15 protein-coding genes are annotated in these 17,025 nt (G+C 70.1%); 3 read left to right on the top strand and 12 right to left on the bottom strand.

All coding sequences use genetic code 11. From position 1 onward, the window contains the following. Positions 1-55: 55 nt before the first annotated feature. Together ACWD3H_RS04750 and ACWD3H_RS04745 are read right to left on the bottom strand one after the other, a co-directional pair. Positions 56-3,148 (bottom strand): AfsR/SARP family transcriptional regulator, encoded by a 3,093-nt coding sequence (locus tag ACWD3H_RS04750; protein WP_451954038.1) that lies wholly within the window; start codon positions 3,146-3,148, stop codon positions 56-58. 360 nt (positions 3,149-3,508) lie between these two features. After that, positions 3,509-3,661: a hypothetical protein gene (locus ACWD3H_RS04745; protein WP_350919877.1), complete on the bottom strand. Its 153-nt coding sequence runs from the start codon at positions 3,659-3,661 to the stop codon at positions 3,509-3,511. Between the two features lie 254 nt (positions 3,662-3,915). Between ACWD3H_RS04745 and ACWD3H_RS04740 the strand changes: the two genes are divergently transcribed. The 3 genes from ACWD3H_RS04740 to ACWD3H_RS04730 are packed head-to-tail and all read left to right on the top strand — an operon-like array spanning position 3,916 to position 5,839. Next, complete coding sequence (locus ACWD3H_RS04740; RefSeq protein ID WP_326641313.1) at positions 3,916-4,254, top strand: hydroxyisourate hydrolase; 339 nt, start codon at positions 3,916-3,918, stop codon at positions 4,252-4,254. Positions 4,255-4,295: 41 nt separating this feature from the next. Further along, a complete protein-coding gene (locus ACWD3H_RS04735) occupies positions 4,296-5,129 on the top strand; it encodes an AfsR/SARP family transcriptional regulator (protein ID WP_350919880.1) in 834 nt (277 codons plus the stop codon). Between the two features lie 23 nt (positions 5,130-5,152). Then, entirely contained in the window at positions 5,153-5,839 is a 687-nt protein-coding gene (locus ACWD3H_RS04730; protein ID WP_451954037.1) for a hypothetical protein, read from the top strand. A 52-nt stretch (positions 5,840-5,891) separates the two neighbouring features. Here ACWD3H_RS04730 and ACWD3H_RS04725 read toward each other — a convergent pair whose 3' ends face one another. The 10 genes from ACWD3H_RS04725 to ACWD3H_RS04680 are packed head-to-tail and all read right to left on the bottom strand — an operon-like array spanning position 5,892 to position 17,021. Then, positions 5,892-6,938 (bottom strand): FAD-dependent oxidoreductase, encoded by a 1,047-nt coding sequence (locus ACWD3H_RS04725; protein ID WP_451954036.1) that lies wholly within the window; start codon positions 6,936-6,938, stop codon positions 5,892-5,894. Between the two features lie 13 nt (positions 6,939-6,951). Beyond that, on the bottom strand, positions 6,952-8,256 hold the full coding sequence (locus tag ACWD3H_RS04720; RefSeq protein ID WP_355554216.1) for an MFS transporter: 1,305 nt from the start codon (positions 8,254-8,256) through the stop codon (positions 6,952-6,954). Further along, the gene (locus ACWD3H_RS04715) at positions 8,253-9,491 is read right to left on the bottom strand and encodes an ATP-grasp domain-containing protein (protein WP_451954035.1); all 1,239 of its coding nucleotides are present in this window, start codon (positions 9,489-9,491) and stop codon (positions 8,253-8,255) included. The genes ACWD3H_RS04720 and ACWD3H_RS04715 overlap by 4 nt, the downstream gene beginning before the upstream one ends. A gap of 1 nt (position 9,492) precedes the next feature. After that, positions 9,493-10,854 (bottom strand): cation:proton antiporter, encoded by a 1,362-nt coding sequence (locus tag ACWD3H_RS04710; RefSeq protein WP_451954034.1) that lies wholly within the window; start codon positions 10,852-10,854, stop codon positions 9,493-9,495. Next, positions 10,847-12,652 carry an ABC transporter substrate-binding protein gene (locus ACWD3H_RS04705; RefSeq protein ID WP_350956169.1) on the bottom strand — a complete coding sequence of 602 codons (1,806 nt, stop codon included), beginning with the start codon at positions 12,650-12,652 and terminating at the stop codon, positions 10,847-10,849. The genes ACWD3H_RS04710 and ACWD3H_RS04705 overlap by 8 nt, the downstream gene beginning before the upstream one ends. Next, complete coding sequence (locus tag ACWD3H_RS04700) at positions 12,649-13,026, bottom strand: hypothetical protein (protein ID WP_451954033.1); 378 nt, start codon at positions 13,024-13,026, stop codon at positions 12,649-12,651. Before ACWD3H_RS04700 ends, ACWD3H_RS04705 begins: the two co-directional genes overlap by 4 nt. Beyond that, positions 13,023-13,871: a dimethylargininase gene (ddaH, locus tag ACWD3H_RS04695; protein ID WP_355554207.1), complete on the bottom strand. Its 849-nt coding sequence runs from the start codon at positions 13,869-13,871 to the stop codon at positions 13,023-13,025. Before ddaH ends, ACWD3H_RS04700 begins: the two co-directional genes overlap by 4 nt. Then, on the bottom strand, positions 13,868-15,127 hold the full coding sequence (locus tag ACWD3H_RS04690) for an ATP-grasp domain-containing protein (protein ID WP_355554204.1): 1,260 nt from the start codon (positions 15,125-15,127) through the stop codon (positions 13,868-13,870). Before ACWD3H_RS04690 ends, ddaH begins: the two co-directional genes overlap by 4 nt. Then, on the bottom strand, positions 15,124-16,659 hold the full coding sequence (locus ACWD3H_RS04685; protein ID WP_355554201.1) for a class I tRNA ligase family protein: 1,536 nt from the start codon (positions 16,657-16,659) through the stop codon (positions 15,124-15,126). Before ACWD3H_RS04685 ends, ACWD3H_RS04690 begins: the two co-directional genes overlap by 4 nt. Next, positions 16,656-17,021 carry a cupin domain-containing protein gene (locus tag ACWD3H_RS04680; RefSeq protein WP_355554198.1) on the bottom strand — a complete coding sequence of 122 codons (366 nt, stop codon included), beginning with the start codon at positions 17,019-17,021 and terminating at the stop codon, positions 16,656-16,658. Before ACWD3H_RS04680 ends, ACWD3H_RS04685 begins: the two co-directional genes overlap by 4 nt. Between the last annotated feature and the right edge of the window lie 4 nt (positions 17,022-17,025).

Here is a 17,025-nt window from a genome sequence, read left to right as displayed (position 1 = left end):
GTTCAGGGAGCGCGGCCGCGCCGTCTCCGTCGCCTCTCACCGGGCACGGCCGAGGTCAGGTGGCGGGAGGATCCGCCAGCTGGGTACGGATTTGGGCGGCGATCGCGGGTGGCATCGTGTCGGCCAGTTCGAGCGCCTCCTCCGAGACGCTCAGCGCCGCCTCGGTCTCGCCGACGGCCGAGTACGCCTCGCTGAGCATGACCAGGACGCGGACCACGTGGAACGGCGCGTCGATCTTGTGAAACAGGCCGAGTGCCTGGTGGAAGCGGCCGATGGCCTGTTCGGTCTGGTCGGTGGCCAGCGCCAGCTCGCCGAGGCCGAGCACGACCCGCGCCTCGGCCAGCTTCTCTCCCGTGGTGCTCGCCAGTTCCAGAGCGCGCTGGAGCGTGAGGTCGGCCTCGGCGAAGTCGCCCTGGCGCAGCCGCGCGATGCCCAGGCCGTGCAGGGCGTAGGCCTCTCCGGTCGGGTCCCCGATGTTGCGTACCGTGGTGAGCGTCCGCTCGAAGACCTCGGCCGCCGACGGCAGCTCTCCCGAGCGGAGGTAGGTCTCGCCCAGCCGGTGCAGGACCTGTGCCTCCACGCGCCGGCTGCCGCCGCCCCTGCTGAGTTCCAGCGCCTCGCTCAGCAGTCGCTTGGCCGCGTCGAGGTCCTCGCAGTCCAGTCTGATCTGGGCCACGCTGTGCAGCACGTAGGCGGAGGCGACCTGGTCATCGGTCCTGCGGAAGATCGCCAGCGCGCGTTCGTAGCGTTCCACGGCGTCGTCGAGCCGGCCGCTGATCCGGTCCAGGAAGGCGATGTTGCGAATGACGAGGGCCACGCCGAGGTCGTCGCCCGCCTCCTCGAACAGTTCCGCGGCCGCCTCGAAGTCGCGGCGCGCGTCTCCGAACCGCTGCTCGGCGATGTAGAGCGAGCCGATCGAGTAGAGCATCGCCGCCTGCCCCCTGCGGTCCCCCGCCCGCCGGGCGGCGGCCAGCGCGACCTCGTGGGTCTCCCGCCAGTCGTCGAAGTAGATCCTCGACTCGAACAGGGTCACGGCGCTGATCGCGAGATCCCAGCAGAGCTCGACGAACCCGGCCTGCGCCGCCTGGCGGATCCCCGCGACCAGCGTCAGCCGCTCGCGCTCGTACCAGGGCAGGGGGGCCATGACCAGCTTCTCGACCAGCCTGTCGGGCAGCGACCAGCGCGGGGCGTCGCTGTGCACCTGCACGTAGTCGCCGCCGTACTCGCGGCGGTGCGCCTCCCCGGTCAGGAAGAGCAGTCCGCCGAGCACCCTCTCCAGCGCGGCTTTGCGGTCGGCGACCGCCTCCTCGGTGGCGAGGCGCTCGCGGGCGAAGACGCGGATCAGGTCGTGGAAGCGGTACTGGCCGTGCACGCCGTACCCGGTGTCCGTCGCCTCGATCAGCTGGGTGTCGGCCAGGTCGTCGAGCAGGTCCTGGGCGTCCGCGGGGTCGCTGTCGAGCAGTGCGGCGGCGACCCAGCCGGAGAAGTGCCGGAACTCCAGGATGGCCAGGCGCCTGAACAGCCTCCGCGCGTCCTCGCTGACGCTTTCGTAGGTCAGGGAGATGCTCGCCCTGATGCCCAGGTCCCCGTGCTTGAGCTCGTCGAGCCTGCGGGTCTCGTCTTCGAGCCGGCCCACCAGCTGGTCGATCGTCCAGTGCGGGCGGGCCGCGAGCCTGGCGCCCGCGATGCGCAGCGCCAGCGGGAGGTGACCGCAGAGGTCCGCCAGCCGGGCCGCCGCCTCGTGCTCGGCCTGCACCCGTTCGACGCCCGCGATACGGGAGAGCAGGTCGACCGACTGCCGCGAGTCGAAGAGGTCCACGTCGAGGTGGGCGGCACCGGGCAGGCCGGCCAGCCGGGTCCTGCTGGTGATTATCACCGCGGCCTCGGGATTGCCGGGAAGCAGGGGCAGCACCTGGCTCTCGCTCCTGGCGTCGTCCAGGACGATCAGCATCCTGCGTCCGGCGAGCAGCGCGCGGTACATCTCCGCCCGCTCGTCCACCCCGTCGGGGATGGCGGTGCCCGGCACGCCCAGCGCCCGCAGGAAGCGTTCGAGCACCTGCCCGGAACCGAGCGGGCGCGACTCCCCTCCGTGCAGGTCGGCGAAGAGCTGGCCGTCCTCGTAGCGGCCGGCGACGCTGTGCGAGACGTGCACCGCGATCGTGGACTTGCCGATCCCCGGCTTGCCGACCACGGCGATGATGGGCACGGCGAGTCGCTGCCGGTCCTCCGCGGCGAACGTGAGCTGCCTGCGGATGGCCTCGACCAGTTTGATCCGGCCGGTGAAGTCCGCGATGTCAGTGGGAAGCAGCCGGGGCACGGTCCGGTGCGCGACCGGCACCTCGTTCGTCTCCCCGTGGCGCTGGAGCTGCTGCGGTTGTTGCTGCTGCTGCCGCTCCGGCGGGTCAAGGCTCTCGTCGGAGGTGAGGATCGCGTACTCGAGTTGCTGCAGGCTCTCGTTGGGCTCGATGCCCAACTCGTCGATCATCGTCTGGCGGGCGCGGCGGTAGACCGTCAACGCCTCCGCCTGGCGCCCGGAGCGGTAGAGCGCGAGCATCAACTGGCCGCGTAGCCGCTCCCTGAGCGGATGTTCCTCGACGAGCTCGCTGAGCTCGCCGACCAGCTCGTGGTGCCTGCCGAGTTCCAGCTCCAGATCGACGCAGTCCTCGTTGGCGTTGATCCGGCGCTCGGTCAGCCTGCTGACCGCCGCCTGCACGAGCCGGCTCTCCTGGCCGTCGAGGGCGGGGCCCCGCCAGAGGGCGAGCGCGTCCCGGTAGTGTCTGACCGCCTCCTCCGGGTTGCGGTTCTCGCGGGCCTGGCGGGCCTGGCTCAGCAGGTTCTCGAAGTTCTGGGAGTCGAGCTGCCCCTCGGTGACCCGCAGGGTGTATCCCTGGGAATGGGTCGCGATGACGTCGAGGTTGCCGTGGGCGGCGAATAATCGCCGGAGTGAGGAGATGCAGATCTGCACCTGCGCGCGCGAGGTGCTGGGAAGGTCGTCGCCGTAGATCGCGTCGGTCAGTCGCCCGATGGTGACCATGCGATTGGCCTCCAGCAGAAGGCAGGCGAGAACCACCTGTTGCCGGGGTGCCCCCAGATCCAGGCGCTGGGAACCGGCCACGACTTCCAGAGGACCGAGGATCCGATACTCCACCCGAATCTCCTTACAGAGTCGCGGCCTGTCCAGGAAATCACCGCATGGTTTTGCGTAAGAGAGACGTCAGGCACCTGACCATTAACTTAAACCCAGGGAAAATATACCGAATCCCAACCGTCCATAACCCTGAACACATAATCCAGTGATCACGGCGGGTGATTTTATGTGTATGAACCGCTGTCTGCCCGGGATCATACAACGTCGCCGGGTGGAGAACCAGGGGGGTTTGTTAAGGTCTGACCTGATTTGCGACTAACGGGTGGGTTTGAGACGCGAAGAAGCGGCCGGGCCTTGGACGGCTCCGACCGCTCCGGCGAATCCCCGCCGCCGGTGACCACCGGGCAGGGAGGGTGCAGTTCAGCCCCAGGGGGTGTTGCTGGCGAGCACCACGGTCTCCGGGGACCCGCCGGCGGCGACCGCGGGGAGGACGGCGGTGAGGCCGAGGCACCCCAGGATGGCGGCGGCGGCGACGATGGACCGGAGAGCGTTGGAGCTAGCGAATTTCCGCATTTTCTGCACCTCTTGTCGTGTCTTTCTGGCTGCTGTTCGCCTGTCTGCTTCAAAACGTAGGCAGCCCCCCTATCCAGCCTTTATCCGATCTCTTCTGATCCGGCATCCGCCCCATTCGCCGGCAAAAGATAGGGAGCGGTAGCCGATGGATAGCGGGCCGAAAGCGGACGGATAACGCTCCGGTGGAACCTGATGGGACCGAGGTCGCGTGATACGGGTCACGCGGCCCCGACCAGAAGATGGGTATCCTCACCATGAGCATCGCCACGCAGGCACTTGACGGCGTCTACGGCCGATCCGCGGCCGGTGTCCGAGCTCGCCTGGAGCGAGCCGTGGGCGCGGACTGGCAGCAGGTCTCCGAGGGAGAGACCGACATCGAGGGAAACGTAAAAGAATGGATGGACGAATTCATGGAGCGCGGGCTCTATCGTCTCGTCCTCGCCACCGACCACTATTTCGCCGGGCTTGGCATGACCACCTCCTATCCGGAGGTCACGGTGATGTTCAGAATGCACGACGAGTGCATGCCCTATCACATCCAGGTCGTGCTGGCACCGCACTCGTACACGACGTATTTCGGCGTCCGCGGTTGACTCCGCGAGCGGCGGAGTCCGTTCTCCTGAGGGAAGCGAACATGCCTGTTCAACAATTGGCGGTACCTGGCCCCCACAACCCCGGAGCCGACGAGGGCACGCCCTCGGTCGTCGCCCGCTGCCTGAGCAACTTCCGTCTGGAGGTCGACGGGCAGGCCGTGTCACACTGGCGCGCCGGCAAGGCCCGGGCCCTGTTCCAGTACCTACTGGTCAACCGTGATCGATTCGTCCACCGGGACCGGCTGCACGAGGTGTTGTGGCCGGAAAGAGCGGACCACCACTCCAGCTCGCTCAAGGTGGCCGTGCACGGCGTACGCCGGGTGCTCAACGAGTTCGAGGACAGGGACGGTTTCACCCTGCTCCACCAGAACCACGGCTACCTGCTGCGGACGAACAGCGCGTGGGTGGACATCGAGGAGTTCCAGCGCGCCTTCGACCGGGGCCGGGACGCCTGGGTCGCCAAGGACCACGACACCGCGATCGCCTGGTTCCAGCGCACCGCCGACCTCTACATCGGTGACTTCCTCACCGGCGAGACCGGCGGCTGGATCAACGAGCAGCGGCAGTGGATGCGCGGGACCGCCCTGCGCGCGCTGTCCGCGCTGCGCAGCGAGTCGCTGGAGCGAGAGGACTGGCCGGCCGCGATGCACTGGTGCCGCCGGACCCTCGACGTCGACCCCCACCACGAGGCCACCTACCAGACCCTGATGATGATGCACGGCGAGCTCGACGAGCTCGGCCGCGTCCTGAGCTGGTACGAGGTGTGCCGTCACCGGCTCCGCACCGACCTCGGGGTGGAGCCGAACGAGCGCACCGAACGGCTGCTGGCCGCGCTGATGCGGGGCCGGAGCCGGCCGCCGTTGACCGGCCGGTGACCATGACGACTCCGTCGTGGGAGATGGGATCGCGTTCCGCCGTTCCCGGCCAGGGAGGCTCCGTCACGGACGGGGGGCCCGACCTGGAGCGCCTGCGCGCGGCGGTCGGCGAGTTCGCCGGCTACACCGCGGCCGAGCGGTCCTGGGAACGGCTGCTGCTGGCGACCGGGCCGTGGGTCGACCCGGCGCTCGCGGCCCATCGCCGGGCACTGCTGACCTGGTTGAACGCCTGGGGGTGCCGGCTGCGCTACCCGCGCGAGGGCGAGCCGGACGTCTTCTGTGCGGAGACCGGCGCCTGGTGGGAGCGCTGGCGGGATCGCCTTCCCGGCCGGGACGCCGCACTCGCCCAGCTGGGCGACGCCGAGATCGACGCGGTGGGCGAGTGCTACGCGGACCTCGCGGCGATGCGGGCGGCCCCCGGTTCCAGACCCCGCTCGCTGGGACCGACCGCGGCGACCAAGATGCTGCACGCCCTGCGCCCGCGAGCGCTGATGCCCTGGGACGCCGCCATCGCCGACGCCCTGCACGGTGCCCGTACGGCCGACGCCTACCGCGCGCACCTGCGGCTGGGCCGCCAGTGGGCGCGGCGCCTCCTTTCGGAGGCCGGTCTCGGCGAGGAGGCGCTGGCGGTGCAGCTGGGCCGGCCTGGCCGGCCGCTGGCGAAGATGCTGGACGACTACTGCTATCTGGTGTTCACCGCGACGACCTGACCGGGTGTCGCGGTGACGTTCACCGCGCCCCGGCCAGGCCCTCTTCCCATGGTCAGCGCAGTGACCTGACCAGGCTTCGCGCGGCCGTGCGGCTCGCGGCGAGCACCGTCTTGCCCGCGCCGCCGCTGCCCCCGGTGAAGGTGTAGACGCCCTTCGCCAGGGGGCGCAGCGACAGCCCGCCCGTGGGGTGGTAGCACTCGACCGCGGTGACGGCCCTGACCCCCACACCTGGCGGGCGGTACCCGATCCTGGACTCGGCGACGTCCAGGATCCTGCTGGTGAGGGCGGGGTCGATCGGCACGGTTCCAGGGGTGATGTCCCATCTGTCGGTGGGCAGTCCGAGCAGGATCCTTCCCTCCGCGTACGTCCTGCCGTACAGGCCGGACGTGTCGTCGACGAACGCGCCGGGGTTCCTCCCGGCCGCGGGCCCGAGCACGTACTGGATCACCTTGGTGCGCAGTCCCGCGTCCGACAGGCCGGTGCGGGCGAGCAGGTCCTGAGTCCAGGCCCCCGCCGCCACCACGACGGCGTCGAACCTGGCCGGGCTGCCCTCGGCGGGGCGAACCTCGGCCTCCGCGGTGATCCCGTCGACCTGCCCGTCGGTGACGAACGCGCCCGACCGGGCGAGCTCGACCAGGAGCCGGTCGCGGAAGCCGTTCGGGGAGAGGTAGCCGGCGCGTTTCTCGACGACGGCCACGCTTCCCTCAGGCAGCTCGCGGAACGTGCCGCGGCTGCTGAGTTCCTCGCCGCCGATCAGGGAGATCGAGCCGGGCAGGCGGCTGCGCACCAGTTCCACCAGGCCCTCGGTGCCCGGCCCCAGACCGGGGAGCAGGTATACCGAGCCGGTCTCCCGGTAGGAGGCCCACTGGCGCAGCTCCGGACTCGACTGGAGCTCGGCCAGGCTGTCGGCGGCCTCCAGGCAGAGCGCGGGATCCGGTTCGAACGCCCTGGTCAGGCCGCCTGAGGCGGAGCTGGCGTCGGCCCGCCTGTGCGGCTCTCCGGTGTACAGGTGGACGGCGCTGCCCCTGATGACCTCGCACAGCCGCCAGGCCAGCATGGCCCCCGCGATCCCACCGCCCACAACAGCGATTCTGAGCATCTCATCCCTCCGTTCATGTCGCCGAGGCGGTCGCGGGCCGCGACTCGTCGGCCTTGTGCGGGTCACGCATGCCGATCAGGCCCGCCACGGTCGCGATCGCGGAGACCAGGGCCGCCCACAGCCACACCGAGCGTCCGACCTGGAACCACACCAGGGTTCCGATCACCGGCCCGATCGCGGTGCCGAGCCCGAAGACGCTCTGCATGGCGCCGATGTAGCGGCCGCGGAGCCGTTCGGGGCCGGCCAGGGCGGGGTAGGCGAACGTGGTGGGCCCGCCGATGATCTCCGAGAGCGTCCAGACCAGGGTGCCGATCATGAACCAGATCGGGAGCGGGGATATCGCGTAGATCGCGTAGCCGACCGAGACCAGGCCGAGGCCGAGCAGCGCGGTCAGCCGGATCGGCCACTTCTGCACGACCTTCGTCATCGCCAGCTCGCAGGTGATGACGATGAAACCGTTCAGCGAGACGGCCGCGCCGTACCACCACAGGCTGATCCCGGCGGCGGAGATGTCCAGCGGCAGGGTGGCCGTGTACTGGCAGTAGACGATGGAGGTGAGCAGCATCGCGAGCAGGTAGACGCTGTAGCGCCAGTCGGCGAACACCGCGAGGTAGCCGGAGCGGCCCTGCGTTGCCGGGTCCGCCTCCTCCGCCACCGCCTCCTGCTCCTTCGCCACGTACGCGGCGTGCGCGGCGCGCTTGGGCAGCGCGAACATCACGGTGACGCCGAAGATCAGCGCCGCGGCGGCCTCGCCCCAGAAGAGCGCGTTGTAGGAGACGGAGAGCAGCGCGGCGCCGATCAGCGGGGCGGCGGTCATGCCGAGGTTCAGGCCGAGCCGGTACATCGCCGTGATCATCACGACCCGGTGCCTCGGCGTCAGCTCGGTCAGCATGGTCTGGGCCGCCGGCCGGTAGAACTGGCCGACCGTGCTGACCAGGAAGACCGCGGCGAGCAGCAGCGTGTAGGTCGGGGCGTAGAGGATGGACACGATCAGGACCGCGGAGCCGGCCATGCTGATCAGCGTGACCGTCCGGGCACCGAGACGGTCGGATAGCGATCCGCCGGCGAACGAGCCCACCACCGCGCCGGCTCCGTACACGCCCAGCGCCAGCCCGGCCTGGGTGGCGGAGAAGCCCCGGTCGGTCAGGAAGAGCACCAGGTAGATCTGGATGAACGCGGCGAGCCTGCTGATGAAGCCGCCGAAGAGCAGCGCCTTGACGGCGCGCGGGGTCTCCCGCAGGGTGACGAACACCCCGTCGTCCGGCTTGCCCGGGGGCTCCGGCGGCATGTTCTTCTCGTTCTCGATAACGGCGGTCACGCTGTTGCCCTCACCTTCAGGCCGGCCTCGGCGGCGTCCAGCGCCGCCCGGCATTCGTCGACGGTCTCTGACAGCGCGGTGGCGTAGGCGATACGCCCCCACAGGGTGCCCTTGGGCGGTGGCGAGACGGTCGCCCCGGGGGCGACCACCGGAACCGCCCTGTCGATCTCCGGGGGCAGGCCGGCCTCGTCGAACTCGATCGACTCGATCGTGGTGTCGTCCTCGGCGACGTAGAAGAAGCGCACCCCGCCCACGAGCTTGCGCTCGGGGGCGAGCGCGGGGGTACGGCCACAGGCCACCGCGGCGGCGGCCAGGCCGGGGTTGATCCCGGTGGTGAGCAGCCCGAGGTAGGGGATCATGTCCCCGCCCAGGCGGGCGTTCACCTCGATGACGCGCAGTCCCCTGGAGGAGAGCTTGATCTCGGTGTGGGTGAACCCGTCGGTGAACCCGAGAGCGGTGTGCGTGTCCTGCAGGACGCGGCAGAACTCCGGGTCCTGCAGGAGCGCGTCCTGGGCGTCGACGAAGTGACCCACCTCCTCGCAGTACGGCTCGTAGCCCAGGACCTTCCTGCCGAGGAAGAGCGGGGTCACCACGCCGCCCTGGACGACGGCGTCCACGCTGACCTCGGGGCCGTCGGCGAACTCCTCGACCAGGACGGGAATCTCGTAGGTCGCCCCGTCGGGGACCGTCAGCTCCCGGACGAAGGCGAATCGCTCCGCCAGCTCCGAGGGGTCCTCGACCCTGATCACGCCCAGGCTGCCGCCGAGGCCGCGCGGCTTGAGGATGGCCGGATAGCCGACCTCCTCCGCGGCCCGCAGGGCCTCTTCCAGCGTGGCGACGGCCAGCGACCTGGGCTGCGGCACGCCGAGCGCGTCGAGCGCGACACGGGTGCGGTGCTTGTCGCGGCAGCGGCGCACCATCTCGGGGTCGCCGCCGGGCAGGCCGAGGGCCTCGGAGACGTACGAGGCGGCCAGGATCCTGGCCTCGTCCCAGCAGAGCACCCCGTGCACGGGCTCGCGGGCGGCCAGCTCCAGTGCGACGCCTGCCATCGCGGGGCCGTCGGTCGTGTCGGCGACCACGGTCCAGCCGGTGACGTACTCCTGCTCCCAGCCGGGTTCGGCGGTCACCAGGAGGTGAATGCGGTATTCGGTGGCGATGGAGCGCAGCAGGTACTCGCGGTAGTGCCGCATTCCCGTCGAGACCACCAGGATCAGCGGCCTGGTGTCGGTGGTCATCTCACGCCTCCTTGGCGGTGGTCACGAGCTCCCGGTCGGAGCCCTGCAGTGTGTCGAAGAACTCCTCGCGGACGGACTCGTCCTCGGTGGGGGCGATCCGGGAGGCCGCGTAGCGGAGCAGGGGCGGCGCCATCATCGAGGTCACGACCGCGACCAGGACGATGACCGTGTAGGACGCGGTGGTGAGCACGCCCAGGCGGAGACCGACCATCGCGATGATCACTTCGATCACGCCGCGGGAGTTGAGACCCGCGCCGAGGGCGAGTGCCTCCCAGCGGGTGCGCCTGGCGATGCGCGCCCCGAGGTAGGCGCCGGCGAACTTGGCGGCGATGGCGACGGTCAGCACCACGATCCCCGCCACGAGTACGGGCGGCTTGGCCAGCTCGGTCAGGTCCATCCGCAGGCCCGCCGTGGCGAAGAAGATCGGTGCCAGCACCGCGGCGACGAGCGTCTGCAGGGGGGCCAGCCTGGCGACCTTCAGGTCCGGCGAGGAGCCGACGAGCGCTCCGCAGATGAAGGCGCCGAGGATGGCCTCGAACCCCATCGCCTGGGTGGCCGCGGCCGAGAGCAGGATCATGATCGCCACCGCGGCGATGGTGGTGGCGCTCCCGCCCCGGTCTGCGGCGCGCAGCACCCTGGCGACCACCCGGCGGCCGAGCAGGACGGCCACCAGCACGAGCGCGGCGAGCAGCGCGATCGCGGTCAGCGCGGCCTGCCCGGTGCGTGCCCCGGCGGTGGCGAGCGCGGAGACCACCGAGAGCAGCAGCCAGCCGACCACGTCGTCGACGACCGCGCTGCTCAGGATGAGCTGGCCGATGTCGCGGTGGAGCAGGCGCATCTCCATCAGCACCTTGGCGATGACGGGGATGGCGCTGACGCAGAGCGCGACGCCGAGGAAGAGCGCGAAGACCGTGTGGTCGACGCCCTCGGCGATCATCTCGGCGGGGGCCAGGAAGCCGATCCCGACGCCGAGGACCAGCGGGATGATCAGTCCCATGCCGCTGATCCAGGCGGCGGTCCTGCCCTGGCGGCGGATGAAGCCGAGGTCGAGATGCATGCCGGTCAGGCCCACCAGCAGCAGGACGCCGAGCTGGCCGACGGCGTCGATCATGTGGAATCTGGCCGGGTCGGTGGGGAGCAGCCAGGCGGAGAAGTCGGGGGCGACGTTGGCGAGCAGCGAGGGACCGATCAGGATGCCGGCGCTGAGCTCGCCGAGCAGGGCGGGCAGCCCGAACCTGACGGCCAGGCGGCCCAGGACGGTGGCCAGGCCGAGGAGCAGCCCGAGTTGCAGCAGCAGGATCATGAGGTTCTGCGCGGGGATGACGGCGATGGGTGCCGCGGCGAGGGTCATGGAATCAGCCACCGTTCTCGACGTAGTACCAGTTCTCCGGGCTGATCATCCCGAAGGGGTTGATCGGCTCGAAGCCCCGGAGGTTGTTGGCCACCTCGAACAGCCGCAGCGAGAAGTTCGGGATGAAGATGACCGGGACCTGCTCGGCGATGTAGTCCTGGTACTCGTAGAGCGCGGCCGGGTCGTCGCTGGTCAGGGTGCGGTCGATGAGCTCGTCGGCCTTGGGGTCGGTGTAGTGGCCGAAGTTGCCGCCGGCGTCGGTCCGGAACAGGATCTCGCCGCTCGGGTAGTGGTACACCCAGCCGCCGCCCCAGGTGCTCAGCTCCCACAGGCAGGGGCTGTCGGGTCCGGCGACGCAGGGGGCGTCCTCGGCCACCAGGACCGAGCCGTAGACCTCCTGGAGGCGCAGCTCGATGCCGGCCTTGACGGCGTCGTCGCGGAACTGCTCCATCAGCCGGGTGAGCGCGGGCCGGCCCTCGGCGTACCTGAGGGAGAAGCTGAGTTTGGTACCGCCGGGGATGCCCGCCCCGGCCTGGCCGGGCCCCTCTCCGGGGTTGACGCAGACGGCGGGCGTCACGCTGGTGTCCCAGCCGTTGGCCTCCAGCAGCTCGCGGGCCCGGTCGGGGTCGAAGGGCAGGATCGGCGCGCCCTGCAGGGTGGGCGAGACCAGGTCACTCACCGGGTAGCGGGGCACCGGGCCGTCCTGCCGGTAGGCGTAGCCGTGGTAGATGTCACGGGCCGCCCGGTCCTGGTCGAGGGCGTGCTGCATCGCCTGCCTGATGTAGGTCTGGGCGAGCATCTTGCCGGCGACCGTCGGGTTGTTGTAGTTGAGCGGGATGTAGCGGATGCAGAAGGCCGCCTGCGGGACCAGCGTGTAGTTCTCGCCCAGCGGGTTGGGGCCGCCCTTGGTGGGGTCGTCCGTCGGCTCGGCGCTGAAGCTCAGCGGCAGGTAGCCGACCTGGATGCCGTCGGGTCCGTCCGGCCCCTCCAGCAGTTTCTGGTACTCCTCCCCGTCGGACATGAAGGGGACCTGCCGGAACTCGTCCAGGTGCGCCTTGTTCGGCCCCGAGTAGTGCTCGTTGGGGACGAAGGTGACGACGCCCTCCATGGTGTAGCTCTTCAGCCGCCACGGGCCGCTGACCACGCTCCACACCGGGCTCGTCGCCCAGTGCACCCGGTCGGAGTTGTCCTCCTCGATGACGCCGCCGTTCTCCCCCATCAGGAAGTCGTAGACCGCGGCCACGTTCTCCAGGCTGTAGGAGGCGTCGGAAGGTCCTTCGGCGGTGCGGTCCCACGCCTTGGGCATCGGGGTGATGGTGCTGAGCTGGTTCATCAGCACCCAGCGCTTGGAGTAGACCTTGTCGAAGGTGAAGTAGACCTTGTCCTCGGCGAGCTTGCCGTAGGAGACCAGGTTGTCGGGGAAGCAGCCGGGGACGTACTCGCCGTAGCGCTCGCCCTTGACCGCCATCATGTTCACCCAGAACAGCACGTTGTCCGCGCAGATCGTCTCGCCGTTGGACCACTTCCAGGGCTTGACGGTGACGGTGACGGTCAGGCCGTCCTCACTCCACTGCGGCGGCTCGCCGATGCTGAGGTCGTAGTCGACCTCGGGGGTGCCGTGCGTGCCGAAGAAGTAGAGCGGCCGGTACATCAGGATCTGGAACTCGAGCAGGTTGCGGGTGCCGAAGCGCTCGGGCGGGGTGAAGGGGAAGATGATGGACGGGGGGAATCCCGGCGCGCAGGCCCAGGTCACGGTGCCGCCCTTGACGGGCTTCTCCAGGTTCGGGCGGGCGATGGTGTTCAGGGTCATGTCCGGCTCTCCGTCGTCTGGTGGTTCTGTGCGAACGTCTTCGGGTCGATCTCCTCGAGCAGGGACACACCGCTGTCCGCGTGGGCGCCGTAGCGCTCCCACGTCTCGTGGAGCAGCACGCGGCCGTCGGGGAGCAGTTCGGGGGTGCTGCGGCAGTGGCCCGACACGACGGCGCCGTTGTCGAGGACCATGGTGTAGGCGAAGTCGAGGGTGCCGTCGGGGGCGCAGAGCCCGGTGAGGGTCCCCCGGCGGGCGTGCCCGCCGGAGAACTCGCCCCACAGCAGGTCCCCGTCCTGGCGGTACAGGGCGATCGGGTGCCTCTCGGTGGGGGGGACGCCGCCGGTGGTGAAGCGGCGCCCGTTGTAGTCGATCATGACCGGCCCGCCCTGAGTTCGAGGGTGCAGCACTTGGCGCTGCCACCGGACTTCAGCAGCTCGGAGAGCTCGACGCCGATGGGCTCGTAGCCGCGCTCGCGCAGCTCGTCCATCAGGTGGGTGGCCGAGGGCGGCATCAGGACGTGGCGGCCGTCGGAGACGGCGTTCAGCCCGAACACCTCGGCGTCGGCCTCGGTGGCGATGATCGCGTCGGGGTACAGGACGCGCAGAACGCCCTGGCTCTCCTTGGAGAAGGCTCCCGGGTAGTACATGATCTGGTCGTGGTCGAGCACGGCCAGCGCGGTGTCGAGGTGGTAGAAGTGCGGGTCCACCAGGCGCAGCCCCGCCACGGGCATCCCGAAGAACCGCTCCGCCTCGCGGTGCGAGCGGATGTCGGTGCGGAACCCGGTGCCGGCCAGCAGGTACCTGCCGGCGTGCAGGTAGTCGCCCTCGCCCTCGTTGACGTGGACCGCCTCGCGGGTCTCGTAGCCTCTGGCGCGGAACCACTCCAGGTAGGCGGGGCCCTCCGCGGCCCGCTCCTCGTACCGGAAGCGGGCCGACAGCACCTTCCCGTTGATGACCGTCGCGCCGTTGGCGGCGAACACCATGTCGGGGTAGCCGGGCAGCGGCTCGATGAACTCCACCTGGTGGCCCAGCGCCAGGAAGGCGCGGAGCAGACCGTCCCACTGGAGCCTGGCCAGCGCGCCGTCGACTGGCTTGTCCGGGTTCATCCAGGGGTTGATGGAGTAGACGACGTCGAAGTGGGTGGGCGGGCACATCAGGTAGCGGCGGGTGCGCGCCACCCGCCGGGTCCGCTGCGGCGTCTCGGTGGCCAGCTGTGTCATGTCAGCTCTCCTTCCTGGACGAAAGTGACGTTGATCTTGGATGCGTAGTCGAGCATCGTCTCCCTCGCGTCCTCCAGGGAGGTGCCGGTGGTGCCGAGGAAACCGAGGATGCTGTTGCCCTCCGGCGGGCGCCGGATGACGTCCCCGGGCCTGGCGGTGATCTTGAGGAAGAAGACCCGGTCGGACTCGGCGACCTCGGCCGGCACCTCGATCGAGGCGATCCGGCCGGCGTCGCAGAGCAGGCACATCGCGGTGACGTGGACGCCGGTCGGCCGGTAGTGACGCACCCTCGGCGTGGCACCCCGCGCCACGTCCATGACCGCGCGGATCGGGTTGTGCGTGGCGGTGATCCCGGCGATGAGATCCAGCCCCCCGCCGCCGGGCCGGATCGCGATCTCCAGCAGGTACGGCTCGCCCCGGTGGAAGCGGACCTCGGCGTGCAGCACGCTGCGCCGCAGCCCCTGGGCGTGCGCGCCGGCCCTGACCACGCGGTGGACCGCGGCCACCTGCTCGGTGGTGAGCGAGGTCGGCGCGTGGTGCACGTCGTCGTCGAAGGTGCCGCCCTCGACGGTGATCCGGTCCACGATGGAGCCGAGGTAGACCTCGTCGTCCCAGGCCACGGCCTCGATGAGGAACTCCTCGCCGTCCAGGAACGACTCGATCAGCAGACCGTGCGGGCCGAGGTCGAGGCCGTGCGCCTCCATCTCGAACCACGACATCCCCTCAATGCCCTCAAGGGCCTGCGGGAACAGCTCGGCCATCTCCTCGCTGTCGTCGACCTTGAACACGAAGTTGCTCGCGGCGCCCAGCGTGGGTTTGAGGATGACCGGGTAGCCGAAGTCGTCCGCGGTCCCGAGCGCCTCCCGCAGGTCGGTGACGAAGCGGAAGTCCGGATGCGGGGCGCCGTGCCTGCGGTGCGCCTCACGCATCAGCAGCTTGTTACGGCTGGTCCTGGCCGCCTCGACGCCCACGCCCGGCAGGCCGAGCGCCTCCGCGACCGCCGCGACCGTGGTCACGGCCGACTCGGAGAAGGTGATGATCCCGTCGAAGCGCTCCTGCTCGTGCCAGTTCTTGGCCTCGGTGATGAGGTCGTCGATGCGCTGGGAGCCCGCGACGCGGTAGCGGTCCTTGGGCCAGAAGTCCGGGGTGCCGATGCCGTTGAGCACGTAGAGCTCGGCACCGAAGTCCTGAACCTGCTGGTAGCGGGACTGGTAGTAGGTGGCGTTCTGTCTGGCTTCAAGGGCGAGGAGTTTCATCGGGGACTCCCGGGCAGTCGCGGTAGTGAGAAGGCGTCGATCGTCTCGGCGGAGGTGTCGAGGGTGAGCTCGACGCCCGCCGCCTCGGCCTCGGCCGCGACGTCGATCAGGATGGGCGCGGCGCAGGCCAGGAAGGCGCGTACCTCCATCAGCAGGTCACCGGTCTCGTCACGCTCGGCGGTCAGCAACCTGCCGAGCTGGGTGACGATGCCGTCCGCCGCCCTGGTCAGGCTGAAGGAGGTGAGGTCGTAGCAGAGCCTGAACCTCTCGACGATCACCGCGGCCCGGTGCCGGCCGGCGGCGGTGACCTTGAGCTCCTCCCCCGGGTCCGTGACGAGGGTGTCGAGGCGGTCGGCAAGCGCGTTCCACGGCTCGCGCAGCCGCCTGCCGGTGACCTTGTCGAGCCCCTCCCTGGTGAAGTTGGCCCGCTGGTCCTCGGGGCAGGTGAGCGCGAGGTAGAACCGGACGAGGTCGCGCGGCACCTCGGCGACCAGATCGGCGCCGCGGATCAGGTGGTTACGGCTGGTGGAGAACTTCTCGTTCTCCAGCTCGTAGAACTCGTTGCAGACGTTGGCGTCCGGGGTGATGTAGCGGTCGCCGTGGGCCAGCAGCATGACCAGGTCGACCATGCCCCAGAAGTAGACGTTGTCGAAGCCGTGGAAGTAGACCAGGTGGTTGCCGCTCTCGGCACGCCAGGCGCTGTCGACGGGGCCCTCGGGCCCGCCGGCCGCCTTCCAGGTGCTGTAGATCGAGGCGGGCATCGCCTCGACCCACGGGTAGAGGATCTGCCCGGGGGTCTCGGCGAACGGGGCGTCGATGCCCCACCCCGGTGACGGCACCGTGATCGGGATCTCCGGGAGCGGCCGGGCCAGAATCTCGCGGATGAGCTGCCTGCTGTGCCCACGCCAGGTGCTCATCCGGGCGGCGTAGTAGGCGGTGAGCTCCTCCCGGTAGTTCTCGATGGGCAGGACCAGGACGGTGACCTCGCGCGAGGTCACCGGGTCGTCGGGGTCCAGGACCGAGCGCGGGTCGCCGAGGTCGTCGAAGTGGTTGGGGTGGCCGCAGCCCTCGCACGACCCGCCGCAGCTCTCGGTCAGGCAGGCCGGGCACTCGCCCTTGACCAGCCCGTCGAACAGGTGGGTTCCCGCGTTCTCCGCGTACGGCATGCGCACGGTACGGAGTTCGAAGCGACCCTGGCGGTGCAGGGCGGTGACGAAGTCGAGCACGGTCTGCCGGTAGGCGTCGTCGACGGGCGGCAGCGGGGCCAGCGAGATGCCCATCGCCTCGACCGACCGCTGGATGGCCGCGGTGGAGGTCGCGCACAGCTCGGCGGGCGTGGTGCCGTGCTTGTGGGCGGTCGAGATCATGTAGGACTGGCTGTCGTCGGTGCAGGTGTTGTAGTTGACGGGGCGACCGTCGGCCCGCAGGTAGCGGGCGTAGACGTCACCGGCGATGTAGGGGCCGGCCATGTGGCCGACGTGCAGGTCGCCGTTCGGCGTCGGGGTGGCGGCGATGACGATCGTCCCCGTCATTTCTCCTCCAGGTGCCGGGCTTCGAACGCGCGGGCGAGGTCGTGGTCCCACCAGATGCCGTACATCTCGAAGTCGGTGGTGCCGTCGTTGACCACCTGGTGGTCGGTGCCGGGCGGGAAGTAGGCGACGTCCCCGGCGGCGAAGGGGGCGCGCTCGCCCTCGCTCTCCAGGACCGCCTCGCCGGAGACCGCGATGAAGATCTCGTACTCGTGGTGGGCGTGCCGGGTCGAGGCGGTGCCGGGCGCGATGACGCACCAGGCCCCCTCGAACGGGGCGTTCAGCGTCTCCCAGGGCAGCAGCCTCTTGGCGAGCAGGCCGTTGTCCGGGCGCAGGTGGGCAGGGTCATAGGAACGGAGGTCCACGGGG

It is taken from the genome of Streptosporangium sp. NPDC002607, assembly GCF_053592655.1.
The sequence above is the reverse complement of the archived record's forward strand: the minus strand, read 5'-3'. Positions and strand labels throughout refer to the sequence as shown.